This window comes from Streptomyces sp. NPDC026673, from assembly GCF_040638135.1.
Lineage (GTDB): Bacteria > Actinomycetota > Actinomycetes > Streptomycetales > Streptomycetaceae > Actinacidiphila.
Genome location: NZ_JBEZXR010000026.1, coordinates 42827 through 66476, shown reverse-complemented (window position 1 = coordinate 66476; position 23650 = coordinate 42827). Strand labels below are relative to the sequence as shown.

Below are 23650 nucleotides of genomic sequence, written 5' to 3'. Positions count from 1 at the left end.
AACAACCACGCCGACAACGGCCGCACGGACAACAACCGCACGGACAACAACCACGCCGACAACGGCCGTACCGACAACAACCGCACGGACAACAACCACGCCGACAACGGCCGTACCGACAACAACCGCACGGACAACAACCGTGCCGACAATGGCCGCGACCCCTTCGCCGGCCTCAACGACCACGGTCAGAACAACGGTCAGGACGACCGGGGTAACGACCGTGACACCAGCCGCTCGGCGCCGGTCACCGGCGTCGGCGGTGAATAACCGCGGGTTTCCGCGGTGACCCGGCGGGTCGCTCTCCCCGGTGACGGGGAGGGCGATCCGCCGCGCGACGTGCCGTCAGGCGTGCTGGACCGGCGCCGCCGAACCGACCCGGCCGCCCTCGCCGTCCGCCGGAGGCACCCCGGCCCGCCGGGCCAGCGCCACGGCCGCCAGCGTCGAGTGCACGCCCAGTTTGCCCAGCACGTTCTGCATATGGGTACGGACCGTGTGCGGCGACAGATACAACCGCTCGGCGACCGCCTTCCGGCCGAGGCCGGCCACCATGCAGCGCAGCACCTCCTGCTCGCGCGGGGTGAGCGACTCCACCAGCCGCTCGCTCTCCGTCCGGTGCCGGCGCGCGGCGGTCAACTCCCGCAGCACCCCGGTGAGCAGAGCGGGCGGCAGATGCGTCTCGTCCCGCAGGACGCCGCGCATCACCGCCAGCAGGCGGGACAGCGAGCAGTCCTTGGCGACCCAGCCGGAGGCGCCCGCCTGCAGCGCCCGGGCGGCGCGGCGCGCGTCGTCCCGCTCGGCGAGCACGACCGTCCGGGTGGCGGGGTGTTCGGCCCGGACGCGTTCCACCAAGGCGATGCCGTCGAGCCCGGCCTGGGCACCGGGATCCACCGTGCTCAGCGGCGCGACCTTGGGCGCGCCCATCACGCGGACCCCGACGGCGGACACCGCTCCCAGGTCGGCATCCACCAGCAGTACGTCGTAGCGCCGGCCGTCGGCCACCGCCCGTTCCAGGCAGCGCTGGGCGGCCGCCCCGCTGCCGGCGGCCGACACGTCGACATCGGGCTCCGCCGCGAGAGCGGCTGCGAGCGACTCGGCGAAGATGCGGTGGTCGTCGACGACGAGAACGCGAATTCGTCCCACGGGCCCCACTCCCGGCATTCGGCACTTCCCCCCACGGACGAGGTCGATGCGCACGGAGGGCCGGCACCTGGAGCGGACGCCGCATGCCGCCGGGCTAGCAGCCGTCCCCCACCAGGTGCCGAACCCTTGTGTCTCGCCCCCTGATGCCGCCGGCCCCCACCGGCGCTGCCAAAAAGCGTAGGGGCAGGAGCAGACAAAGGCGCCCGAATGGAAAAACTTGCGGGACGGACTTCCCCGGGGACGTGCCAAGCTGAGGCCCATGGTGCGGTTTTCCACAGCGGTGGACGACGAACGGCGCGCGGAGCTTCGGCAGCGGTTGCGGGCTTCCAACACGGCGGTGTCACCGGTGCTCGCGTCGATGCGCGGCACGGACGCGGAACGGGAGCTCCCCGTCGACGTCCACGCCCTGGACGAGGAAGGGAACCTGGCCGGCGGTCTCGCGGGGCACACCTGGGCGCGCTGGCTCCACATCGACCTGCTCTGGGTCGCGGAGTCCGCCCGCGGCAAGGGAGTGGGCGGCGAACTGGTGCGCCTGGCCGAGGCCGTCGGGCGTGACCACGGCTGCCTCCACGCCCGTGTCGGCACCTGGGACTTCCAGGCGCCGAGCTTCTACGAGGGCCTGGGGTACACGGTCGTGGCCGCGGTGCCCGACTACCCGCCAGGAGTCACGGATTTCCTGCTGACCAAGCGGCTCACCGGCGGGGGTTGAACCCCCACCGCGTCGAGCATGGCCCCCGAGGGCCTGGATGCCCTTCTGGGGTCCAGATGACGCACGGTGGGAGGGTGCGGGTTCGTCTCGCTCCCTTCGGTCGCACAGCGGCGGGCTGCGGACGGGAGGGTGCCGGTCCGGGGCGGGTCGGCGGTGGGCCGGTGGGTGCGTGGCGGGTGTTCAGGCGCCGGAGCGGGGTGCCTTTCCGGTGGCGGGGGTCTCGTTGCCGTCCGCGGGTAGAGATGGCCGCTTCCACGCCTACTGCAGGTGGTGGGCGCGCCCGCCGTAACCGGCGTCTGCGCCTGCTTCGAGGTGCTGCCGAGCGGTTGGCGGGAGATCGGGCTCGCTTTCGCCGATAAGTTCGGCGGAACAGAGCCCGATCTTTGAGCCAGGGAAGATCGGGCCCGCTTTCGCCGACTATGTCGGCGAAACAGAGCCCGATCTCGGCAGACCATTTGCCGAGCCCGCGCGCCTGTCGGGGAATCACCCGCAGACGCAGGTCACGGCGGGCGCGCCGCCCACGAACGGTGGGCGTGGCCACCGGCCATCTCTACCCGCGGACGGATACGAGACCCGCGCCACCGGAGAGAGAGCCCGCTCCGGAGCCTGAACCCCAGCCGACCACCGGCCCGCACACCGCGACGAAGGCCCGCCCCCACCCTCCCCGTCCGCAGCCCGCCGCCTTGCGACCGAAGGGAGCGAGACGGCGCGACAGCCGAACATCGGCGGCACCCCACCCCACCCCCACGCCCGCCCAGCGGTGCGCCTACACCAGCCGGCCCGCCCCCGCGGACGGCACCGCCGTGAAGACCCGCGGCTCGCGGTGGCCCGCCGTGGCGAAGGCGCTGATGATCGCGTCGGCCGTCTTGTCCGCCGCCGCCTCCTCCACCAGCACGATCGCCGAACCGCCGAAGCCCCCGCCGGTCATCCGCGCGCCCAGGGCGCCCGCCTCGACTCCGGCCGAGACCACCAGGTCGAGTTCCGGGCAGGAGACCCGGAAGTCGTCCCGCAGGGAGGCATGGCCCTCGGTCAGCACCGGCCCGATGGCGCGGGCGTCGCCCGCCCCCAGGAGTTCGACGACCCGCTCGACCCGCCGGTCCTCGGTGACGACGTGCCGTACCAGCGGCCGCAGTTCGGGGTCCTCGAGACGCGCGAGGGCCTCGTCCAGCCCCTCGTACGGGACGTCCCGCAGGGCGTCCACGCCGAGCAGCGCCGCCGCCTCCTCGCAGCCCGCCCGCCGCTTGCCGTACTCCCCCTCGCTGTGGGCGTGGGTGACCCGGGTGTCGACGACCAGCAGTCGCAGGCCCTGGGACGCCAGGTCGAAGGGGATCTGGCGCTGCGACAGGTCGCGGGTGTCCAGCCAGAGGGCGTGACCCTCGGTGCAGCACGCCGAGGCGGTCTGGTCCATGATCCCGGTGGGCGCGCCCACGTAGACGTTCTCGGCGCGCTGGCAGAGCCGGGCGATCCGCCACCGCTCCAGGCCAAGGCCGTAGAGCTCGTTCAGCGCGACCGCGGTGACGACCTCCAGGGCGGCCGAGGAGGACAGCCCTGCGCCGGTCGGGACGGTGCTCTCGAAGTGGATGTCGGCACCGGTGATCTCGTGGCCGGCGTCGCGCAGCGCCCAGATGACGCCGGCCGGGTAGTCGGCCCAGCCGGCACCGCCGCCGGGTTCGAGCTCGTCGACGTGCAGTTCGACGACGCCGGCCGGCACGTCCGGCGAGGCCGTGTGCAGCCGCAGCCGGCCGTCGGCGCGGCGGGCGACGGCGGCGACGGTGGTGTGCGGCAGCGCGAACGGCATCACGAAGCCGTCGTTGTAGTCGGTGTGCTCGCCGATCAGGTTCACCCGGCCGGGGGCGGCCCAGACGCCCTCGGGGCCGGTGCCGTACGTCGCGCGGAATCCGTCCTCGGTCACTTGCCGTCCTCCCGGTTCTGCAGGTTCTGCACGAAGGTCCACGCGTCGCGGACGATCTCGGCCAGGTCGGTCCGCGACGGCCGCCAGCCGAGCCGCTCCTTCGCCCGCTCGGCGGAGGCGACCAGGACGGCGGGGTCACCGCCCCGGCGCGGGGCCACGACCTCGGGGATGGGGTGCCCGGTGACCCGGCGGACGGTCTCGATGACCTCGCGGACGGAGAAGCCGTTGCCGTTGCCGAGGTTGCAGATCAGGTGTTCGCCGGGGGCCGGCGCGTCGACGGCGAGCAGATGCGCCTCGGCGAGGTCGGCGACGTGGATGTAGTCGCGGACGCAGGTGCCGTCGGGGGTCGGGTAGTCGTCGCCGAAGACCGAGATGGCCTCCCGGCGGCCCTGGGCCACCTGCAGCACCAGCGGGATGAGGTGCGACTCGGGGTCGTGGCGCTCGCCGAACGCCCCGTAGGCGCCGGCGACGTTGAAGTAGCGCAGGGAGACCGCGGCCAGGCCGTGGGCGACGGCCTCGCTGGTGATCATGTGGTCGACGGCGAGCTTGGAGGCGCCGTACGGGTTGGTCGGCAGCGTCGGGTCGTCCTCGGTGATCGGGACGGACTTCGGCTCGCCGTACGTGGCGGCGGTGGAGGAGAAGACCAGCCTCCGCACCCCGGCGTCACGCATGGCCGTGAGCAGGTCGAGCGTGCCCGCGACGTTGTTGCGCCAGTACTTCTCGGGGTGGACGACGGATTCGCCGACCTGCGAGCTGGCGGCGAAGTGCAGCACGGCGTCGTAGGTGGCGTCGAGCACCTTCGCCGCGTCCTGGACGCGGCCCTCGACGAACTCGGCGCCCTCGGGGACGCCCGCCCGGAAGCCGGTGGACAGGTCGTCCAGCACGGTGACCCGGTGCCCCGCCTCCAGCAGATGGGCCGCCACGACGCTGCCGACGTAACCGGCGCCTCCGGTGACCAGAACCTTCTTCGTGCGGGGGTCGCTCACGCGGTCACAGCCTTTCTCGGGTTCGACTCGGGGTTACGGTAGCGGCGCCGGGTGAACACTCGCCCGAAGAGGGACACCGCGGCGATGACGGGGCACCGCTCACGGGGAGGCGACCTCCCTCAGGCGGCTCGCGGCGGTCTCCGGCGGCACGTCGTTGATGAAGACGCTCATGCCGGACTCCGAGCCCGCGAGGTACTTGAGCTTCCCCTTGGTGCGGCGGATCGTGAACAGCTCCAGGTGGAGCGCGAACTCCGCGCGCAGCGGGCTGGAGAACGGCGCCTGGTGCCAGCCGGAGATGTAGGGGGTCGGCGGCTCCGCCGCGGCCCCGGGCCGGTACGGGCCCTCGGGGCCGAAGAGCCGGTCGAAGCGGCGCAGCAGCTCCAGGTACAGCTCCGGGAACTCGGCGCGGGCGGCCTCGTCCAGGGCCGTCAGGTCCGGCACCCTGTGCCGCGGGTAGAGGTGCACCTCGTACGGCCAGTGTGCGGAGTACGGCACGAAGGCCGTCCAGTGCTCGCCCTCCAGGACGATACGGCTGCCGTCCTCGCGCTCGCGCGCCACGAGGTCGTCGAAGAGGTTGCGGCCGCCGGTGGCCTCGCGGTGCCGCTCCAGGGAACGGAGCATCAGCTCGGTGCGCGGGGTGGCGTGCGGGTAACCGTATATCTGGCCGTGCGGGTGGCCGAGGGTGACGCCGATCTCCGCGCCGCGGTTCTCGAAGCAGTAGACCTGCTCGACGCCGGGCAGCCGGGACAGTTCCGCCGTGCGGTCGGTCCAGGCGTCGAGGACCAGTCGCGCCTGCTCGGGGGTGAGGTCGGCGAACGACCTGTCGTGCCGGTCGGTGAAGCAGACGACCTCGCAGCGGCCGTGTTTCCCGGTGAGCGAGGGAAAGCGGTTCTCGAACACGGCCACGTCGTAGTGGTCGTCCGGGATCTCACTCAACCGCCCGTCCCGGGACGGGCAGAGCGGGCACTCGTCCGCGGGCGGGTGGTAGGTGCGGGTCTGGCGGTGGGAGGCGATGGCGACGAAGTCACCGAGCAGCGGGTCGTGGCGGATCTCCGAGGCGGTGGCCATCGGGTCCAGCGGGCGCCGGTCGACCGCGTCGCGGAGCTCGTCGTCGCGCAGGTCGTAGTAGATCAGCTCACGCCCGTCGGCGAGCCGGGTCGATGTCTTCTTCACCCTGCGGGCTCCTCACACCACACCAACAAACAGAACCAAACACAATGAACCACAACGCAACAGCAACGTCAACGAGGACTCCGTTGCGGGGAGTGATCAAACCATGCAAAACCTGGCAGAAGGGCTACGGCTCCCGACCAACGCGCTCGACTACTCGATCCTCGCGATCTACTTCGTCGTCGTCCTCGGCATCGGCTTCGCTGCGCGCCGCGCCGTCCGGACCAGCCTCGACTTCTTCCTGTCCGGCCGGTCACTGCCCGCCTGGGTCACCGGCCTGGCGTTCATCGCCGCCAACCTGGGTGCCACCGAGATCCTGGGGATGGCCGCCAACGGCGCACAGTACGGCGTGTACACGGTGCACTGGTACTGGATCGGCGCCATTCCGGCCATGGTCTTCCTCGGCCTGGTGATGATGCCGTTCTACTACGGCTCCAAGGTCCGCTCCGTGCCGGAGTTCCTGCTGCACCGCTTCGGTCCCGCCTCGCATCTGCTCAGCTCGATCATCTTCGCGGTGTCGGCACTGCTCATCGCGGGCGTCAACCTCTACGCGATGGCGATCGTGCTGGAGGCGCTGATCGGCTGGCCGCAGTGGGTGGCGATCGTCGTCTCGGGCTTCTTCGTGCTCTTCTACATCACCCTCGGCGGCCTGTCCTCGGCGATCTACAACGAGGTGCTGCAGTTCTTCGTGATCCTCGCGGCGCTGATCCCGCTCACCATCGTCGGCCTGAAGCGGGTCGGCGGCTGGTCCGGGCTGATGGACTCGCTCACCGACTCCCGCGGCGCCGCGTTCCTCACCGCCTGGGACGGCACCGGCATCGGCTCACCGAACCCGCTGGGGGCGAACTGGCTGACCATCGTGCTGGGACTCGGCTTCGTCCTCAGCTTCGGCTACTGGACGACCAACTTCGCCGAGGTGCAGCGCGCCCTGTCGGCGAAGAACCTGTCGGCCGCCCAGCGCACCCCGCTCATTGCCGCGTACCCCAAGATCTTCATCCCGCTGATCGTGGTGCTTCCCGGACTGATCGCCCTCGTCATGGAGCCGGGCCTGGGCAAGCCGGGCAGCGGGCTCCAGTACAACGACGCGATCCCGGTGCTCATGCGCGACCTGCTGCCCAACGGCGTCCTCGGCATCGCCGTCACCGGCCTGCTGGCCGCCTTCATGGCCGGCATGGCGGCCAACGTCTCGTCCTTCAACACCGTCTTCACCTACGACATCTGGGGCGCCTACGTCCGGCGCGACCGCCCCGACGCCCACTACATCACCACCGGGCGCGTGGTGACCGCGATCGGCGTGCTGATCGGCATGGGCACGGCCTTCATCGCGTCGTCCTTCAGCAACATCATGAACTACCTGCAGACGCTGTTCTCGTTCTTCAACGTGCCGCTGTTCTGCGTCTTCATCCTCGGCATGTTCTGGAAGCGGTCGACCGCCGCGGCCGGCTTCTGGGGACTGCTGAGCGGCACGGTCGCCGCGATGATCAACTACTTCTGGTTCTACAAGGGCGGCCTGATCTCCATCCCCAGCGACCAGGGCGCCAACTTCGTCTCCGCCATCGCCGCCTTCGTCGTCGGCGGCGTGGTGATGGTCCTCGTCTCGTGGTTCACCAAGCCCAAGCCCCTCGAGGCGCTGGCCGGACTCGTCTACGGGACCACCTCCCCCGGCATGGCCGAGCCGCCCGCCAAGGGCGACGACGCCTGGTACCGCAGGCCCGCGCTGCTCGGCTGGGGCGCGATCGTCCTCGCCGTGCTCTGCTACATCCCCTTCTCCCTGTGAGGTGACGCGTCGTGAGCGAGTACGGCAACGAGTCCGAGTTCCAGCACCAGATCGAGGAACTGGAGCACAAGTCGGCCTCGGCGGCACGCCTCTTCGACGTGCGCCGCGTCATCGGGGGCCTGTTCGTGGTCTACGGGGTGATCGTCACCATCGCCGGGATCACCGCCTCCGACGCGGACATCGCCAAAGCCCAGGGCATCAACATCAACCTCTGGGCCGGGATCGGCATGCTGGTGCTCGGACTGCTCTTCCTGCTGTGGATGAGGCTCAGTCCGCCGCCTCCCCCGCCCTCTCCGGAGAAGACGCCTGAGCCGGGATCGCACCGCCCGGGAGGTGGGGACTGACCCGGTCCAGCAGACCCGTGCGGGCCGCCAGCGCGGCGGCCTCCAGCCGGGAGCCCACCCCCAGCTTCATCAGCACCCGCTGCACGTGCGTACGGGCGGTGCTCGGCGCGATCCGCATGCCCGCCGCGATCAGCCGGGTGTCCTCGCCCTCCGCGACCCGCACCAGCACCTCGACCTCGCGCGGGGTGAGCATCTGGAGCAGCCTGGTGCCCTCGTCGTCCGGCTCCGTCACCGGATTGAGGAGCTCGGCGAAAGCGCCCTGCAACAGCGCGGGCGCCACGGCCACCTCCCCCGCGCGGGCCTTGGCCATCGCCCGTTCGACGCCCTCGATCCGCTCGTCGTGCCGGACGTACCCGGAGGCCCCGGCGGCGAACGCGGCGGCGATGCCCCGCGGATTGGGCACCGGCCCCAGGACCAGCACCGCCACCCCCGGCCGCTCCCGCTTGATCCGGACGACCGCGTCGAAGGCGCCCGGCTCGGCCGGTGCCGCCGTACCGATCAGGCACACCTCCGGCGACCTGCTCAGTACGAGATCCGCCGCCCCGGACGCGGGCGCGGCCGCCGCGAGCACCCGGTGCCCGCGCAGCTTCAGCGCCGAGGCGAGCGCCTCGGCCAGCAGACGATGGTCGTCGACGACGACGAGCCTTACGCCCATGGGCGTCCCCCTCATCCCCCCATGGACTGGTGCCGACCTGCCCACCGAGTCCAAGCCGGTCCCCCTTCACATGCCGTGGCGAGGCCCGTCCGGCATACCGCCAGTGCCCCCACGGCGGGCCCGGGCCATGCCCGGGAAGGTACACGCTTGTTCGACGCCGCGCGCCCCCTACTCGGCAGAAGCCTCCCTAAATCCGCATTATCTCCAAACATGGCCGACTTGCGACCGGGTGTGCTTGTTTGAGGGATCCGTGCGCGGGACCCCTCGGGGCCGTCACCCGAAGGCGGCGATCGACTTGTCCGTCAGCTTGGAGGAGGCGGAGATGTGGTCGGAGGTCAGGAAGAAGTGGTCCTTGTACAGCCACCAGCCCGAGCCGCTGTCGAGGAACTCGTTCTCCAGATCCTTGCCGCTCTCCGGGAGTTCCATGTACGGGGTGAACTTCCGGGTCGCGGGATCGAGCCGCAGCAGCCGGCCCGGCTTGTCGTAGGCGTTCTTCTGGTACGCGACGACCTTCCCGCCGCTCATGCCGACGATCTTGACCTCGCGCTCCTGGTCCGGCCTGGCCAGCCACTTGGGCTTGCCGGTGGTGAGGTCGATCGCGGCGATCTCGTTCGTCTGGGTGTACGACGTCCCGCTGCCCGTGTGGGTCCTGGTCGGCAGGTAGGCGGTCGTGCCGTCGACGGCGAGGTTGGTGCACCGGTTGTCCTCGCAGTGGAGCCGGTAGGTGGCCTCCGCGCCGCCCGCGCCCAGCGAGATGCGGCTCTTCATCTTGCCGCCCTCCAGGTACACGATGTCGGTCATCGACAGGCTGCCCGCCGAAAGGCCCACGACCACGGGGTCCGAGGAGATGACGCTGTGGACCTCACTGCCGTTCGGCACCTGCCAGGACCACTTCTTGGCGCCGCCCGCGCTCAGCCCCTGGACGTACTGGTCACCGCCGAAGCCGCCGCACTCGACCACCGCGATCAGCGCGGTGCCGCCGTGGTAGCCCTTGTCGGTGCACTTGGAACCGGCCTTGGGCGTCCACAGCACCGCCCCGGTGCCGATCCGGTACGCGACCGAACCGCCGATCCAGGAGACCGCCGCCGTGTCGCCGGTGAGCGCGATCTGCGAGTAGCTGTGCGAGGTGCGGCCGTTGGGACTGGGCAGCTTCTTCGCCCACAGCTTCTTGCCGCGGGCGATGTCGACGGCCATCACGCTGTCGCAGTCCCTGCCGTACTGCAGCACCAGGCGGTCGTCGACCGCCGACTCCGGGCCCGGGCAGGACTCCCCGTCCAGCGGGATCGACCAATTCTCCTTGCCACTGTCGATGTCGAAGGAACGCAGCGCGTCCGGCATCGTCTTCACGACGGCGTTGCCGGTGAACCAGGCCTCCGCCACCGGGGCGGTGATCTCGGACGCCGACGGCCGCACCGCCCGCTTGTCCCACAACGCCCGGGCCTTCAGCGGGCCGTCGCCGGCGGGCCGGCTGCCGCCGCCCTTCGCCGGGGTGCCGGCGGGCTCCTTGTCACCGCCCGTGGTGACCAGGAACACCCCCGCGCCGACGACCAGGACCGCCGCGATCGCGGCCGCCACGATCCCGATCACCTTGCCGTTGCCGCGCTTCGGCGGCTGCGGGTACGGCGCGTACTGCGGGTACGGCTGCCGGCCGTACCCGGGGAGGGGCTGTCCCGGCGGCTGGGCGTACGGATTGGGACCGTACGGGCCGGGCGGCGGGGGCGGCGGCTGCAGCCCCTGGGAGGGGGCCGGCGGCTGGGTATAGGGGTTGGGCTGCTGCGGCGGGTAACCGTACTGAGGCGGCTGCGGCCCGAATCCGGGCTGGTCGCCGGGGGGAGGCGGCGGCTGCGACATCTGCGGTCACCTTTCGGGCACAGGTGTGCGGGGGCGGACGGTGACCCTCTTTGTATCACCGGTGACACACGGTTCCGCCCCCGCGCCGAAGGACCGTTACGGCACTGCTACACCTCGTCTGCCAGCTCCAGCCAGCGCATCTCCAGCTCCTCGCGTTCGGCCGCCAGCGAGCGCAGCTCCAGGTCGAGTTCGGCCACCTTCTCGAAGTCGGTGGCGTTCTCGGCGATGGCGGTGTGCAGCTTCGACTCCCTCTCGCTGATCTTGTCCAACTGCCGTTCGACGCGCTGCAGTTCCTTCTTGGCCGCGCGACTGTCACCGCCGCCCTTGGGCTTGGCGGGGGCGGGTGCCGGGGCGGCGGCCTCCACGACCGCGCGGCGCCGCTCCAGGTACTCGTCGATACCGCGCGGCAGCATCCGCAGCGTCGCGTCGCCGAGCAGGGCGAAGGTGCGGTCGGTGGTCCGCTCCAGGAAGTAGCGGTCGTGGGAGATGACCACCATCGAACCCGGCCAGCCGTCGAGCAGGTCCTCCAGCTGGGTCAGGGTCTCGATGTCCAGGTCGTTGGTGGGCTCGTCGAGGAAGAGCACATTGGGCTCGTCCATCAGCAGCCGCAGCAGCTGGAGCCGGCGCCGCTCGCCGCCGGACAGGTCGCCGACCGGGGTCCACTGCTTCTCGTTGGTGAAGCCGAACTTCTCGCAGAGCTGACCCGCCGTCATCTCCCGGCCCTTGCCGAGGTCGACGCGGCCGCGCACCGACTCCACCGCCTGCAGCACCCGGATCGACGGGTCCAGTTCGGCGACCTCCTGCGACAGGTAGGCCAGCCGCACGGTCTTGCCGACCGCCACCTTGCCGGCCACGGGCTGCTTCTCGCCGTCGCTCACGGCGGCCTCCGCGAGCGCCCGCAGCAGCGAGGTCTTGCCCGCGCCGTTGACGCCGACCAGGCCCACCCGGTCGCCGGGGCCCAGCTGCCAGGTCAGGTGCTTCAGCAGCACCTTCGGCCCGGCCTGCACGGTCACGTTCTCCAGGTCGAAGACCGTCTTGCCCAGCCGGGTCGTCGCGAACTTCATCAGCTCGGCGTTGTCGCGCGGCGGCGGCACGTCGGCGATCAGCTCGTTGGCCGCCTCGATGCGGAAGCGCGGCTTGCTGGTGCGGGCGGGGGCGCCGCGGCGCAGCCAGGCCAGCTCCTTGCGCATCAGGTTCTGCCGCTTGACCTCCTCGGTCGCCGCGATCCGCTCGCGCTCGGCCCGGGCGAAGACGTAGTCGCTGTAGCCGCCCTCGTACTCGTGGACGTCGCCTCGCTGCACGTCCCACATGCGGGTGCAGACCTGGTCCAGGAACCAGCGGTCGTGGGTCACGCACACCAGTGCCGAGCGGCGCGCCCGCAGATGGCCGGCGAGCCAGGAGATGCCCTCGACGTCGAGGTGGTTGGTGGGCTCGTCGAGCACGATCAGGTCCTGCTCGGCGATGAGCAGCTTGGCCAGCGCGATCCGGCGGCGCTCACCGCCGGACAGCGGGCCGATCACCGTGTCGAGCCCCTGCGGGAAGCCGGGCAGGTCCAGCCCGCCGAAGAGCCCGGTGAGCACGTCCCGGATCTTCGCGTCCCCGGCCCAGTCGTGGTCCGGACGGTCGCCGACCACCTCGTGCCGGACGGTGGCCTCCGGGTCGAGGCTGTCGTGCTGGGTCAGCACGCCCAGCCGCAGGCCGGAGGTGTGCGTCACCCGCCCGGTGTCCGGCCCCTCCAGCTTGGCGAGCATCCGGATCAGGGTCGTCTTCCCGTCGCCGTTGCGGCCGACGACGCCGATGCGGTCGCCCTCCGATACGCCGAGCGAGATCCCGTCCAGCAGGGTGCGTGTGCCGTACACCTTGCTGACGGACTCGACGTTGACCAGGTTGACGGCCATGGGACTCCTGTCACTACGAAAGAACGACCTCCCAGGGTAGTGCGGCCCCCTCACCCCCCGGGTACGGCGGCCGCTCCCGGGCACCCGTGCGGGTGGGCCCGCCCGTCTCCGGTGAATCGCCGACCGTACACACCCGCAGGTCTGTACATTTCCCTCATGGATACGTATCCGCTCGTGGAAGCGCGCAACCAGCTCGGGCAGCTCGTCGGCCGAGTCCGGCACGGGCACGAACACATCCTGATCAGCGAGTACGGCAAACCCGCCGCCGCGCTCATCCCGATAAGCGAACTCGAGGAACTGCAGCGTCTGCGCGATGCGGCGGACGCGGCCGAGGCGGCGGCCCGCGAATCGGCGCCCGCCGGCCGCGCGATGACGCATGACGAGTTCATGGCCCGGTTGGAGGACGAAGATCGTCAGGCCGAGGCCTCGTGACACACACCGTCGTCTGGCAGCCCCAGGCCATGGACGAATTCCGCCGCCTGCGCCTCCTCGATCCGGTGGGTGCGAAGGCGTGTGCGGCTGCCGTCCGGGACCTGGCCGGGGAACCGCGTCCCTCGACAGCGCGCGCCCTGGGGGGTTCGGGGTACTGGCGGCTGTCCGTGGGCGACTGGCGTGTTCTGTACCGGCCTGACACCGAGACGGTCACCGTCCTCGTCCTCAAGGTCGGCAGGGTGGGCTGACCCCCGCCTCAGGCCCTGACGCGGCCCGCCCGTTCGACCAGGGCCCAGCCGGCGGCGGCCATGAGGACGGCGGCCGGGGCCGTGACGCGGAAGGCGATCAGGGTGGCCGAGTGGCCGTCGAGCAGGCCGCCGAAGCCGACGGCGGACAGGCCGAGGACGCCGAGGAGGGCCAGGGCGACGCCGAGCGCGGCACCGGGGCCGGAGAGTCGGCCCGGCGCCTGGGCGGGGCGCGGGGCAGGGGGGCGTTCCGCACGGCGGAAGACGGCCACGAGGGCGGCGGTGAGGGCCGCCGCGGCGGCCACGCGCAGCGGCACCTGGGCCCACCAGGCGGCGGTGGCCGGGGCGGGCAGCGTGCCGCCCAGGGAGATCAGCGCGCCGTACACGGCGAGCATGGCCGTGAGGTGCCAGAGAAAGGCCGTCATCGCGATGCCGTTCGCGGCGACCACCCCGCGCCACACGCGCGGGCGCTCCAGCAGGCGTGCGGCGGGACGGCGCAGCAGTTCGACCGCGCCGACCAGCCACACCCCGTGGCAGAGCAGGGCGAGCGTGGGCGGGGCCATGTTCGAGATCCGCTCGCCGGGCATGCCCACCATGGACAGCGGGTACGGCCCGAGCGCCACCAGTGCGACCGCCCCGGCCAGCCCGCCGCCGGCCATCGCCGCGGGGAGGCGGAGCCGGCCGTCCGCGCGCAGGAAGCCCAGCTGGTGCACCGCGAGCCAGACGAAGGCGAAGTTCAGGAACGGCACGTAGGGCACGTCGAGGGCGAAGCGCAGCACGTCCACCACGACCGCGCCGGCCGACAGCGCGGCGAAGGCGCCCCAGCCGTACCTCTCGTGCAGCCGCAGCAGCGGCGGGGTGAAGGCCACCATGCCGAGGTAGATCCCGATGAACCACAGCGGCTGCGCCACCAGGCGCGCCGCCACGTCCGGCACCGGAAGCAGCAGGGCGCCCGCGCCCCACACCGCGACGAACAGCATCGTGGGCCGCAGCAACCGGCGCAGCCGGGCCCGCAGGAAGGCCGCGTAGCCGCCTCCGGAGCGCGCGACGGAGCGGTAGGAGAGGGCGTGCGAGAAGCCGCCGACGAAGAAGAACACCGGCATGATCTGCAGCACCCAGGTCAGCGGTTGCAGCGCCGGGCGCACCGCCAGCAGGTTGCCGATCTCGACGCCCCCGCCGGCCCCGGTGGTCACCGCCGCCATCAGCCAGTGCCCCAGCACGACCGTGGCCAGTGACGCCACCCGCAGGAAGTCGACGTATCGGTCCCGCCCCGCGGGCGTGGCCGCGGCCATCTCTCCGGCTGTCATCCCCATGCCGGAACGATGCCGCGCCAGGGTCCCCCCGCGTCAGGCCCGCCCTACTCAACTCGCCCCGGAAGAGGGTGAGTACGGGTACTCAGACCAGGGTCGCGCCCTGCGCGGGGCCGGTGGTGACCCGGACCGCGCGGCAGGTGTCGGAGGCGGCGAGGGCGCCGGCGACGGCGTGCGCGGACTCGGCGTCCTTGGCGAGGAAGGCGGTGGTGGGCCCGGAGCCGGAGACCAGGGCGGCCAGGGCGCCGGCCTCGGTACCCGCGGCGAGGGTCGCGGCCAGCGAGGGACGCAGGGAGAGCGCGGCGGGCTGCAGATCGTTCGCCAGGGCGCCGGCGAGGGCGACGGCGTCACCGGCCCGCAGCGCTTCGAGCAGGTCGGCGGAAGCCTCCGGCTCCGGCACCTCCGCGTCGCCGCGCAGCCGGTCGCACTCGCGGTAGACCTCGGGCGTGGACAGACCGCCGTCGGCGACGGCGAAGACCCAGTGGAAGGTGCCGCCGGTCTCCAGCGGCTCCAGCAGTTCACCGCGGCCCCGGCCGAGGGCGGCGCCGCCCACCAGGCTGAAGGGGACGTCGCTGCCGAGCTCGGCGCAGATCGCGAGCAGTTCCTCGCGGCTCGCGCCGGTGCCCCACAGCGCGTCGCAGGCGACCAGGGCGCCCGCCGCGTCGGCGCTGCCGCCGGCCATGCCGCCCGCGACCGGGATGTCCTTGGCGATGTGGATGTGGACGTGCGGTTCCAGGCCGTGCCGCGTGGCGAGCGCGATCGCGGCGCGGGCGGCGAGGTTGCTCGCGTCCGCCGGGACCTGGTCGGCGTCCGGTCCGGCGACCGTGATCCGCAGCTCTTCGGCGGGCGCGACGGTGACCTCGTCGTACAGGCCGACGGCGAGGAAGACGTTCGCCAGGTCGTGGAAGCCGTCGGGGCGCGGCCCGCCCACCGCGAGCTGGACGTTGACCTTGGCGGGGACGCGGACGGTCACGGACGCGGGACGGCGGGTCACTTGCGCGGGTCTCCTCGATGCGTGGGGCACTCGATGCGGGGCCTTCGGTGCGGGGCCTTCGGTACGCGGGGCACGGCGGCGCCCCCATTGTGCCCTGCGCTACCGCCGGGGGGCGCCGGCCCCGCCGTGCTCGGCGATCGCCGCGAACTCCTCCACGGTCAACGACTCCCCGCGTGCCTGCGGCGACACCCCCGCGGCGACCAGTGCCTCCTCGGCCGCGGCGGCCGAACCCGCCCACCCGGCCAGCGCGGCCCGCAGCGTCTTGCGGCGCTGCGCGAAGGCGGCGTCCACGACCGCGAAGACCTGCTCGCGGGTGGCGGTGGTGACCAGCGGCTCCTTGCGGCGGACCAGCGAGACGAGCCCGGAGTCCACGTTCGGCGCGGGCCAGAAGACGTTGCGGCCGATCGCCCCGGCCCGCTTCACCTCGGCGTACCAGGCGGCCTTCACCGACGGCACCCCGTACACCTTGGAGCCGGGCCCGGCGGCCAGCCGGTCGGCCACCTCGGACTGCACCATGACCAGGGTGCGCTCGATGCTCGGGAAGGTCGCGAGCATGTGCAGCAGCACCGGGACGGCCACGTTGTACGGCAGGTTGGCCACCAGCGCCGTGGGCGGCGGCCCGGGCAGCTCCTCGACGCGCAGCGCGTCGGAGTGCACGAGCGCGAAGCGGTCCGCCCGGCCGGGCAGGCGGGCGGCGACGGTCGAGGGCAGCGCCGCGGCGAGGACGTCGTCGATCTCGACGGCGGTGACGTGCTTCGCCACCTCCAGCAGCGCCAGGGTGAGGGAGCCGAGCCCCGGCCCGACCTCGACGACCACGTCGTCGGGGCGGACGTCGGCGGTGCGCACGATGCGCCGCACGGTGTTGGCGTCGATGACGAAGTTCTGGCCGCGCTGCTTGGTGGGGCGGACGCCCAGCGTGGCGGCCAGCTCACGGATGTCGGCGGGGCCGAGCAGGGCGTCGTCGGCGGGACCGGAGTGGTCGGTGGTGCTCACCGCTCCAGGGTATCGGGGCCCGGGCCGGGCCCCGGCCGGAACCAGTCCTGGCCCGGCCCGGCCTGGCCTGGCCTAGGAGTAGAGCTTGCGGCCGCAGACCGGCCAGGGGCTGGCGCCGCGCTGGATGTACAGGCGCTTGGCGCGGAACGTCTGCTCCTTGGCGGAGGCGTCCTGGGGGCGGCCGTGACCGCCCAGGTTGCGCCAGGTGCGCCGGTCGAACTGGTAGAGGCCGCCATAGGTGCCGGAGGCGTCCACGGCGTTCGGCCGGCCGCCGGCCTCGCACTGGGCGAGGGCCTTCCAGTTGAGGTGGTCGGCCCCCTTGACGCTGTTGGGGAGCGGCTTGGTGCCGACGCGCTCGACCTGCCGCACGGGTTCGCGCAGCAGCTTCTCGGCGACGCGGCGCGGCTTCTTCCGGATGCCGTCGACCGTGCGGTACGCGTACGTGACGCGGCGCAGGCCGTTCCTGCCCTTGCTGTCGACCGCGGTCGTGCCCTCGAAGAGCGAGGGGTCGTCCGTCCGCTCGACCGGGAAGGGCACCGGCTCCTCGTGGACCTCGTCGTGGCCCCGGATCCGCATCACGGAGATCGTCTGGCCGTCGCGCGGGAAGCTGTCGGGGTCGACGGAGGTGGCGTCCAGGCCGTGCAGCGCGATGCCGGCGTCGCGCAGGGCCTCTCCGACGGTGGCGGCGTTGGTGCGGACCGGCCGTTCGCGGCCGTCGACCAGGAAGGTGACCTGGCGTTCGGTGCGGACGTCCAGCTCCAGCCCGCGGCGGCCGATCGCCTCACCGCGGGAGGCGGACAGGTAGGCGCCGTCGGCGCGGACGCCGAGCTGGCGCAGGGCGCCGTCGACGGTGCCCGCCGTGGTCCAGATGCGCCGGGGCCGCCCGTCGAGGGTGAGGGCGATCGGGCGGCCGAAGCGGACGGCGACGGTGTCCCCGTCCTGCAGCGCGGCGTCGGGGCCGGGGGCGACGATGTCGTGGTCGCCGACCTGGATGCCCTGGCGCTGGAGCAGTTCGTCGACGTCCCCCGCGAAGGTGTGCAGAGTGCGCGACTCGCCGTCGACGCTGAGCTGCACGGCCTTGCCGCCCGCCAGGTAGGCGGTGCTGCCGCCCGCCAGGCAGGCGACGACCAGGGCCCGGGGCAGCAGTTTGCCCAGGGCGTCGGGGCGCCGCGCGGCGCGCCTGCGTCGGGCGGCCGCCCGCCCGGGACGCGGTTCGACGTCCTCGGTGGCCGGGCCGCGGCCCGGCGTCCCGCGGTACGGGCCGTCCGCGTACGACCGTGTTCCGGCCTGCGTCGTGCCCGCGTTGCTCATGTTGCTCACGGCGTACCTCCGGCCCGGTCCGATCGGACCGAACCGGGACCATAGCGGAGGATTCGTCACTCTCCCAAGCCACTCGGTCACGTCGTGTCGTCACGCGGAGGGTCGCGGTGGCCCTCGCGGCCGTGGTCAGCCCGCTCTCCGCCGTCCGCGGCGCCGCCGCCGCGGCCCGCCGGGCGTCCGGAATCGGACACCCGGCGTTAGGCCGACCGCGCGACGCGTGCGGCCCGGTGGTCAGTACTCGATCTGGCCCATGAAGTTGTCGTCGTCGTCCACCTCGAACACGCCCTCGTACTGGCGGGTGTTCCAGTAGAAGCAGCCCGACGAGAAGCCCATGGACTTCTTGGCCCGGTCGTTGCCCTGGACGTACTTCTCCCCGCGCTTCGTTCCGCCGCCGCCCTGGTTGGCTGAGGCGATGTGCCGCGTGCCGTCGCCGTCCGGCCACTTGTCGAGGAAGAACTTGACCGGGTCCGTCGCGCAGCGCTTGTTGCTGTAGTGCGACCACTCGTTGTCGTAGAGCTGGCCGGAGAAGCGCTCGACGGTCAGGGCCGCCGACGCCGGTGAGGCGGTGAGGACCACCGCGCTGAGGGCGCAGACGGCGCCCGCGGTCAACCTGCCGATGATGTTCTGCTTCATTTCCGTCTCTTCTGATGTCAGGCGCGAATGGCGCGGATGATGTCCAGCCGCGCCGCGCGCAGGGCCGGAACGAGGGATGACGCGATCCCGATGGCGATGGCGGCGCCGCTGCCGATGAGTGCGGCCGCCAGGGGGAAGCGAAGGCCCCCGGAGAAGGTCGGCACCATGAGGAGCGCCGCGTTGAACCCGGCGGCGGAGATCGCCGTGCCGAGCAGGGAGGAGACCGCCGTCAGGATGACGGACTCCCACAGGATGACGGCGAAGATGTGCGACTGCGAGGCGCCGAAGGCACGCCGCACCCCGAACTCGTGCACCCGCGCCTGGATCTGCGAGAGCGTCAGGTTCATCAGCCCGATGCCGCCGGTCAGCAGCGAGATGCCGGCGATGGCCCCGAGCACGGCTTGCAGGATCCGCAGGATGCGTTCGTACGCGGCGAAGTCGTCCACCCGCCGGACGCGTTCGTGCCCGGTGAGTCCGACGGCGCCCAGCCGGTGGAGCACCAGGGTCGTCGTCCCCTCCGCCTCCGAGGGCTCCACCGTCATGAGGATCTCGGCGGACTCCGGGGACGTGGTCTGCGAGTACCACTTCCGCAGCGACCGGATGTCGGTGTAGGCGACGGGTTCGCTCCGGGAGTCGTCGACCACGCCCAGGACGACCCCCTGGGTGGGGAGGTCCGCGGCGAGCGACAGGCGGGCGCCCAGCGCGCGGCCGCTTCCGCCGAAGTGGGCCGCGGCCTCGGCGTTGAGGTAGAGCGGGGGCGCCCAGGACGCGTCCCGCCCGCCGGGCAGCCACTGCCCGGCGAGCAGGTCCATCCGCTTGACCAGGCCGTAGCCCGGATCGACACCCATGACCGTCGTGTTCAGCGGGTCGGCGGAGGATCCCACGGCGTCGAGCCGGACCTGCCGGGACTCCACGCGCGACATCGCGTGCACGCCGAGCCCGCGGATCCACGCGGCGTTCGCGTCCAGCGCCGACCGGGAGGCGGTCTGCTCCCCGTCCCCCGTCAGGTCGACCGAGAGGGTGGCCGGGCGCCCGACGGTGCGCTCCACCTGCTCCTGGACGGCGGCCCGCCCCAGATCGCCCATGGCCACGACCGCGACCAGCGCGGCAACGCCGATCACGACGCTGAGGCCGGCCAGCAGCGAACGGGCACGGTGGACGCGCAGCTCCCGCCAGGCGGCGGAGAGCAGCGGTATCGCACTGTTCACCGGGCGCTCCCCGTCCCCGTGAGCGGCACCAGCGCCCCCTCGTGGAGCCTGAACCCGCGGTCGGTGGCCGTCGAGTGCTGCGTGTCGTGGGTCACCAGGACCAGGCCGGCGCGTTGGGACCGCGCCGCGTCCAGGAGCAAGTCCATGACACTCTGCGCGGTCTCGCCATCGAGGGCGCCCGTGGGCTCGTCGGCGAGCACGTACCGCGGACGGTGGACGAGGGCGCGCGCGATGGCCACGCGCTGCTGCTCCCCGCCGGACAGCGTCTCGGGCACGGCGTCCTCCTTCCCCGACGGTCCGACCCGCCCCAGGGCCTCGGCGGCCAGCTCCCGCCGCCTGCGCCACATCGCGCGGTCGCGGATGTGGGCCAGCGGCGTCCACACGTTCTCCAGGGCCGGCCGCCGGGGCAGGAGGTGGAACTGCTGGAAGATGAACGAGATGTGCCGGCCCCGGATGGTGGAGAGCCTCCGGTCCGGGAGGCCCAGCAGGCTCTCGCCGTCCAGTTCCACCCGCCCGCCCGTGGGGCGGTCGAGCAGGCCGAGGATGTTCAGGAGGCTGCTCTTGCCGCTTCCCGAACGGCCGACGACGGAGACGGACTCGCCGGGCGCCAGGTCGAAGTCCAGGTTTCTGATCAAATCGGCGTGCCGCCCGCCGCCGAGGGGGATGGTCTTGGTGACATCCCGCAGCGACAGCGTCATGGCGCGGCCTCCGTGACGGGGTCGAGGCCCGCCGACCCGTCCGCGAACGCGTCCGCGGAGGGGTCCTGGACCTTCTCGCCCGCCTCGAGCCCGTGGGTGATCTGTGCGAGCACCCCGTTGACCACGCCCACCTCGACCGCCCTGCGCGTGGTCCCGCCCCGGCCGTCGACCACGGTGACATGCACCGTGCCCTCGGTCCCGGACAGCGCGCTCACCGGTACGGCGACGGCGTTCCGGGCGTGCCCGGTCCGCACCGCGACCTTGACCGGAAGTCCCGCGAACACCTTCACGGAACCGGGGATCGAGCAGGTCAGCAGGACGTCCCCCGACGGGTCCGCCGGATCGGCGCCGACGCGGACGCCGCGGCATGTGAACGGTTCCGGGCCGTCCACGATCTTGACCTGCGCGGTGCGCGGGGCGTCGATGAACCGGTAGAGGTGTGCCGGCGCCACGGTCGCCGTGGCGACGAAGCCGCCGGGCCCCCTGGCCACGCGCCCCTCCATGCTGATGACACTGCTGATGTCGACGGCGCGGGCCGTGACCACCCCCGGCTCGACCGTGTCCGCCCGCTGCTCCTGGACCGGGACCCGGGCGCCGCCGTGCCCCGCGGTGTCGAGCACGGCCCATGAGCCGGCACCGCCGATCACTCCGAACAGCGCGGCCAGGGCGGCGGAGCCGACACCGGAACGTCGGAACCTCACCGGTAGTCGCTGCCCTTCTGCATGTCGCCGCAGTTGTCGCGGACGAACTGCTGGATGCCGCTCGGATCGCCCAGCTCCGCGGCGTCCTCGACGGCCTGGACGACCTGGCGGTAGGAGTCGTCGTTCGCCTTGAACGCCGGCATCCGGTGCAGGTCGGCGAAGTGCCTCCGCGCCGACGCGGCGCCCCGGGTGTCCGAGGCCTCCTCCCGGTCGAGCCAGTACGCGTACCACTCGCACTGGGCCTCGTCGAGGACGATCGCGTCCGCGGACCCGACCTGGTAGCGGTCCTTGTCCGAACCCGAGACCTCGGCGCTCCAGACCCCGCCGGGCGGCAGGTCCGTCTGCTCGCGCAGCTTCGCCACCCGAGAGGTCACGTCCCGCTTGCTCTGCCAGCCCTCGCCTCCGGAGCCCTCGGTCGCGCAGGCGGCGAGGGACACGGACACGGCCGGCAGGAGCATCGCGGCGACGATGAATCGACGCGCTTTCAATGCCTTCCCCTTTCGATGTCGGCGGAAAGCGCTCAGTAGTCGATCTCGCCGTACCAGACGTCTTCCCAGTCCGTCTCGAAAGTGCCTTCCTGCTGCCGGGAATTCCAGTAGAAGCAGCCGGACTTGAGGCCCATGTACACCGGGCCGGTGAATTCGTCGACGCGCTTTTCCCCGTACGACCCGCTGCCGCCCTGCTTCTTGGAGGCGTAGTGGTACATGTTGTCGTCATCGGGGGCGGAATTCACGTCGAGCGTGACGGAGGCGTGCGCACACCGCTTCTTCGAATAGTGCGACCAGCCGTTGTCGTAGACGGTCCCGGAGATCTTCTCGCCGACGACGGCGGAGGCCGTGGGCGCACCCACCAGCAGTCCCCCGAGAAGAGTCGCGGTCGTGGCGGCCGCAGCCAGCATCGCGCGCTTGCGCATTGATTCCCCCATTGCGTGTCACAGGACGTCAGGAATGACGACGTCGCGGAATCGAGGGCACGGCAATGCGCCGCGGCCCCCCCTCGCGCCGAGCACGCACATCGACCGCGCGAGGGGAATGTGGTCGGCATTCCGGTGCGGTCGGACGAGTCGGCGCGTTCCATTCGACGTCAACCTGTGGGGTGATCGTGGCATGCCAAGGAGAACGCGCGCAACCGTCCCATATTCAACAACTCGCCGTTCCCGCACGGCTGTTACCCGGGGAAATGCACGGTCAGGGACGCCATGGGCGGCTGCGCCGTATACCGGTGATCGTCCGGGTGACACATCTCACCCGGACGATCACCGTGTCGCTCAGTAGCCGAAGACCCGTGCCGTGTTGGCCCCGATGGCCGCCGCCAGCTCGTCCTCCCCCGTCCCCCGGACCGCGGCCATGGCCCGCACCGTGACCGGGATCAGATACGGGGCGTTGGGACGGCCGCGGTGGGGGACGGGGGTGAGGAAGGGCGCGTCGGTCTCGACCAGGAGGAGTTCGGCGGGGGCCACGGCGACCGCGTCGCGCAGGTCCTGGGCGGACTTGTAGGTGACGTTCCCGGCGAAGGACATGTAGTAGCCCTTGTCGGCGCAGAGCTTGGCCATCTCCGCGTCGCCCGAGTAGCAGTGGAAGACGACGGTGTCCGGCGCGCCCTCCTCGTCGAGGATGCGCAGTACGTCGGCGTGGGCCTCGCGGTCGTGGATGACCAGCGCCTTGCCGTGCCGCTTGGCGATGTCGATGTGGCGGCGGAAGGAGTGGTGCTGGGCCTCGACGCCTTCGGGCCCGGTGCGGAAGTAGTCCAGCCCGGTCTCGCCGACGCCGCGCACCTGGGGCAGCGCGGCAAGGGCGTCGATCTCGGCGAGGGCCGCGTCCAGCGCGGACAGGCCGCCCGCCTCGCGGGCACCCTGCCGCGGCCCCCCTCCCCCGGGCTCCCCATGGACGATCCTGGGCGCCTCGTTGGGGTGCAGCGCGACCGCCGCCCAGACGGCGTCGTACGCCGCGGCGGTGCGCGCCGCCCAGTGGGAACCGTCGATGTCGCAGCCCACCTGGATCACGGTCGTCACGCCGACCGATGCCGCCTTGGCCAGCGCCTCCTCGACGGTGCCCTCCTGCATGTCGAGGTGGGTGTGCGAGTCCGCCACCGGAACCGCGAGCGGCTCGGGGAGGGGAGGGGCGGCGGACGCGTCCTTCTTCTGGCGCTGGTTCTGGCTCTGCTCGGGCATGCCCCAGATCCTAGGCGGGCGGCGGAGGGGCTACGCGGTGTCCCTCCTGCGGTGCAGGAGGTTGCGGGGCGACCAGTGCCGCGCCCGGCGCTCGGCGCCCTCGACCGCGGACGAGGCGGCCACCCGGCGCACGTCGGAGGCGGGGGGCAGCGGGCCCGCGGTCGCGGTGGTCGACCAGGACCCGGCGACATCGGAGACCTGTCCGGCCCGCATGATGCGGACCTTGTGGCTCTCGCACTCCACACACGTCGGCTGGGTCAGCGGCGACGGCACCCGCTTGCCGTCCGCCATGTACCAGACGACCTCGCGCCCCTGCGCGTCGGTGTGGTGCTCGATCTCGTAGGCCTGCTCCCATCCGCGCCCGCAGCTGATGCAGACGAACGCGTACGCCTCACGAACCGTGCCATCGGTTCCGACGGTCTCGCTCATGGCAGCTCCTGATGCCCTCCGGACGAGGCGTCCGGAGCGGGACTTCCCACTCTCAGCGAACGCCCGGGAGAG

The 23650-nt window shown here is 72.3% G+C and carries 24 protein-coding genes and 1 pseudogene; 6 read left to right on the top strand and 19 right to left on the bottom strand.

The genetic code is table 11. The annotated features are described in order from the left end of the window. Positions 1–270 (top strand): annotated as a pseudogene (locus AB0F62_RS19585) (hypothetical protein); the annotation flags it as partial. Positions 271–345: 75 nt separating this feature from the next. On the opposite strand, the gene AB0F62_RS19580 reads toward AB0F62_RS19585, so the two are convergent. Then, complete coding sequence (locus tag AB0F62_RS19580) at positions 346–1143, bottom strand: response regulator transcription factor (RefSeq protein WP_361800139.1); 798 nt, start codon at positions 1141–1143, stop codon at positions 346–348. 259 nt (positions 1144–1402) lie between these two features. Between AB0F62_RS19580 and AB0F62_RS19575 the strand changes: the two genes are divergently transcribed. Then, entirely contained in the window at positions 1403–1852 is a 450-nt protein-coding gene (locus tag AB0F62_RS19575; RefSeq protein ID WP_361800136.1) for a GNAT family N-acetyltransferase, read from the top strand. Between the two features lie 766 nt (positions 1853–2618). Here the strand turns inward: AB0F62_RS19575 and galK are convergent. The 3 genes from galK to galT form a co-directional block, all read right to left on the bottom strand. Next, positions 2619–3764 carry a galactokinase gene (galK, locus tag AB0F62_RS19570; RefSeq protein ID WP_361800133.1) on the bottom strand — a complete coding sequence of 382 codons (1146 nt, stop codon included), beginning with the start codon at positions 3762–3764 and terminating at the stop codon, positions 2619–2621. Then, positions 3761–4750, bottom strand: a complete 990-nt coding sequence (gene galE, locus AB0F62_RS19565) for a UDP-glucose 4-epimerase GalE (protein ID WP_361800130.1) — start codon at positions 4748–4750, stop codon at positions 3761–3763. The genes galK and galE overlap by 4 nt, the downstream gene beginning before the upstream one ends. 99 nt (positions 4751–4849) lie before the next feature. Beyond that, positions 4850–5923, bottom strand: a complete 1074-nt coding sequence (galT, locus tag AB0F62_RS19560; protein ID WP_361800127.1) for a galactose-1-phosphate uridylyltransferase — start codon at positions 5921–5923, stop codon at positions 4850–4852. 103 nt (positions 5924–6026) lie between these two features. Between galT and AB0F62_RS19555 the strand changes: the two genes are divergently transcribed. Then, on the top strand, positions 6027–7697 hold the full coding sequence (locus tag AB0F62_RS19555; RefSeq protein ID WP_361800124.1) for a sodium:solute symporter family protein: 1671 nt from the start codon (positions 6027–6029) through the stop codon (positions 7695–7697). A gap of 11 nt (positions 7698–7708) precedes the next feature. Continuing rightward, positions 7709–8041, top strand: coding sequence for a hypothetical protein (locus tag AB0F62_RS19550; protein WP_361800122.1), 333 nt, complete (start codon positions 7709–7711; stop codon positions 8039–8041). On the opposite strand, the gene AB0F62_RS19545 is transcribed toward AB0F62_RS19550, so the two are convergent. From AB0F62_RS19545 to AB0F62_RS19535, 3 genes are all read right to left on the bottom strand, one after another. Next, a complete protein-coding gene (locus tag AB0F62_RS19545; RefSeq protein WP_361800119.1) occupies positions 7965–8696 on the bottom strand; it encodes a LuxR C-terminal-related transcriptional regulator in 732 nt (243 codons plus the stop codon). The two genes, AB0F62_RS19550 and AB0F62_RS19545, sit on opposite strands and share 77 nt — an antisense overlap. A 273-nt stretch (positions 8697–8969) precedes the next feature. Beyond that, positions 8970–10547, bottom strand: a complete 1578-nt coding sequence (locus AB0F62_RS19540) for a PQQ-binding-like beta-propeller repeat protein (RefSeq protein ID WP_361800116.1) — start codon at positions 10545–10547, stop codon at positions 8970–8972. A gap of 107 nt (positions 10548–10654) precedes the next feature. Next, complete coding sequence (locus tag AB0F62_RS19535; protein ID WP_361800113.1) at positions 10655–12445, bottom strand: ABC-F family ATP-binding cassette domain-containing protein; 1791 nt, start codon at positions 12443–12445, stop codon at positions 10655–10657. A 156-nt stretch (positions 12446–12601) separates the two neighbouring features. Here AB0F62_RS19535 and AB0F62_RS19530 point away from each other — a divergent pair, with 156 nt between their 5' ends. Both AB0F62_RS19530 and AB0F62_RS19525 read left to right on the top strand, forming a co-directional pair. Beyond that, positions 12602–12877, top strand: coding sequence for a type II toxin-antitoxin system Phd/YefM family antitoxin (locus tag AB0F62_RS19530; RefSeq protein ID WP_361800110.1), 276 nt, complete (start codon positions 12602–12604; stop codon positions 12875–12877). After that, the gene (locus tag AB0F62_RS19525; protein WP_361800107.1) at positions 12874–13125 is read left to right on the top strand and encodes a type II toxin-antitoxin system RelE/ParE family toxin; all 252 of its coding nucleotides are present in this window, start codon (positions 12874–12876) and stop codon (positions 13123–13125) included. The genes AB0F62_RS19530 and AB0F62_RS19525 overlap by 4 nt, the downstream gene beginning before the upstream one ends. 8 nt (positions 13126–13133) lie before the next feature. Here the strand turns inward: AB0F62_RS19525 and AB0F62_RS19520 are convergent, their stop codons facing one another. The 12 genes from AB0F62_RS19520 to AB0F62_RS19465 all read right to left on the bottom strand — a co-directional run bounded on the left by AB0F62_RS19520 (position 13134) and on the right by AB0F62_RS19465 (position 23578). Beyond that, a complete protein-coding gene (locus AB0F62_RS19520) occupies positions 13134–14435 on the bottom strand; it encodes an acyltransferase (RefSeq protein WP_361800104.1) in 1302 nt (433 codons plus the stop codon). An 82-nt stretch (positions 14436–14517) separates the two neighbouring features. Continuing rightward, positions 14518–15426 (bottom strand): 4-(cytidine 5'-diphospho)-2-C-methyl-D-erythritol kinase, encoded by a 909-nt coding sequence (locus tag AB0F62_RS19515; protein ID WP_361800101.1) that lies wholly within the window; start codon positions 15424–15426, stop codon positions 14518–14520. Positions 15427–15525: 99 nt separating this feature from the next. Next, a complete protein-coding gene (gene rsmA, locus AB0F62_RS19510; protein ID WP_361800098.1) occupies positions 15526–16419 on the bottom strand; it encodes a 16S rRNA (adenine(1518)-N(6)/adenine(1519)-N(6))-dimethyltransferase RsmA in 894 nt (297 codons plus the stop codon). 72 nt (positions 16420–16491) lie between these two features. Continuing rightward, the gene (locus tag AB0F62_RS19505) at positions 16492–17730 is read right to left on the bottom strand and encodes a ubiquitin-like domain-containing protein (protein WP_361800221.1); all 1239 of its coding nucleotides are present in this window, start codon (positions 17728–17730) and stop codon (positions 16492–16494) included. A gap of 240 nt (positions 17731–17970) precedes the next feature. Then, positions 17971–18372, bottom strand: a complete 402-nt coding sequence (locus tag AB0F62_RS19500; protein WP_361800095.1) for a hypothetical protein — start codon at positions 18370–18372, stop codon at positions 17971–17973. 17 nt (positions 18373–18389) lie between these two features. Continuing rightward, complete coding sequence (locus tag AB0F62_RS19495) at positions 18390–19580, bottom strand: ABC transporter permease (RefSeq protein WP_361800092.1); 1191 nt, start codon at positions 19578–19580, stop codon at positions 18390–18392. After that, entirely contained in the window at positions 19577–20278 is a 702-nt protein-coding gene (locus tag AB0F62_RS19490; protein WP_361800089.1) for an ABC transporter ATP-binding protein, read from the bottom strand. The genes AB0F62_RS19495 and AB0F62_RS19490 overlap by 4 nt, the downstream gene beginning before the upstream one ends. Continuing rightward, a complete protein-coding gene (locus tag AB0F62_RS19485) occupies positions 20275–20979 on the bottom strand; it encodes an HlyD family secretion protein (protein ID WP_361800086.1) in 705 nt (234 codons plus the stop codon). Before AB0F62_RS19485 ends, AB0F62_RS19490 begins: the two co-directional genes overlap by 4 nt. Continuing rightward, positions 20976–21467, bottom strand: a complete 492-nt coding sequence (locus AB0F62_RS19480; protein WP_361800083.1) for a hypothetical protein — start codon at positions 21465–21467, stop codon at positions 20976–20978. The genes AB0F62_RS19485 and AB0F62_RS19480 overlap by 4 nt, the downstream gene beginning before the upstream one ends. A gap of 32 nt (positions 21468–21499) precedes the next feature. Next, entirely contained in the window at positions 21500–21892 is a 393-nt protein-coding gene (locus tag AB0F62_RS19475; protein ID WP_361800080.1) for a hypothetical protein, read from the bottom strand. Between the two features lie 354 nt (positions 21893–22246). Beyond that, positions 22247–23149 carry a TatD family hydrolase gene (locus AB0F62_RS19470; RefSeq protein ID WP_361800077.1) on the bottom strand — a complete coding sequence of 301 codons (903 nt, stop codon included), beginning with the start codon at positions 23147–23149 and terminating at the stop codon, positions 22247–22249. A 30-nt stretch (positions 23150–23179) separates the two neighbouring features. Continuing rightward, on the bottom strand, positions 23180–23578 hold the full coding sequence (locus tag AB0F62_RS19465; protein ID WP_361800075.1) for a hypothetical protein: 399 nt from the start codon (positions 23576–23578) through the stop codon (positions 23180–23182). Positions 23579–23650: the final 72 nt, after the last annotated feature.

Bases quoted from the DNA above. Each gene is read 5' to 3' on its own strand.
- AB0F62_RS19575 (WP_361800136.1), top strand. From the start codon at position 1,403: ATGGTGCGGTTTTCCACAGCGGTGGACGACGAACGGCGCGCGGAGCTT.
- AB0F62_RS19555 (WP_361800124.1), top strand. From the start codon at position 6,027: ATGCAAAACCTGGCAGAAGGGCTACGGCTCCCGACCAACGCGCTCGAC.
- AB0F62_RS19545 (WP_361800119.1), bottom strand. From the start codon at position 8,696: ATGGGCGTAAGGCTCGTCGTCGTCGACGACCATCGTCTGCTGGCCGAG.
- AB0F62_RS19540 (WP_361800116.1), bottom strand. From the start codon at position 10,547: ATGTCGCAGCCGCCGCCTCCCCCCGGCGACCAGCCCGGATTCGGGCCG.
- AB0F62_RS19535 (WP_361800113.1), bottom strand. From the start codon at position 12,445: ATGGCCGTCAACCTGGTCAACGTCGAGTCCGTCAGCAAGGTGTACGGC.
- AB0F62_RS19530 (WP_361800110.1), top strand. From the start codon at position 12,602: ATGGATACGTATCCGCTCGTGGAAGCGCGCAACCAGCTCGGGCAGCTC.
- AB0F62_RS19520 (WP_361800104.1), bottom strand. From the start codon at position 14,435: ATGGGGATGACAGCCGGAGAGATGGCCGCGGCCACGCCCGCGGGGCGG.
- AB0F62_RS19505 (WP_361800221.1), bottom strand. From the start codon at position 17,730: ATGAGCAACGCGGGCACGACGCAGGCCGGAACACGGTCGTACGCGGAC.
- AB0F62_RS19500 (WP_361800095.1), bottom strand. From the start codon at position 18,372: ATGAAGCAGAACATCATCGGCAGGTTGACCGCGGGCGCCGTCTGCGCC.
- AB0F62_RS19490 (WP_361800089.1), bottom strand. From the start codon at position 20,278: ATGACGCTGTCGCTGCGGGATGTCACCAAGACCATCCCCCTCGGCGGC.
- AB0F62_RS19475 (WP_361800080.1), bottom strand. From the start codon at position 21,892: ATGCGCAAGCGCGCGATGCTGGCTGCGGCCGCCACGACCGCGACTCTT.
- AB0F62_RS19470 (WP_361800077.1), bottom strand. From the start codon at position 23,149: ATGCCCGAGCAGAGCCAGAACCAGCGCCAGAAGAAGGACGCGTCCGCC.
- AB0F62_RS19465 (WP_361800075.1), bottom strand. From the start codon at position 23,578: ATGAGCGAGACCGTCGGAACCGATGGCACGGTTCGTGAGGCGTACGCG.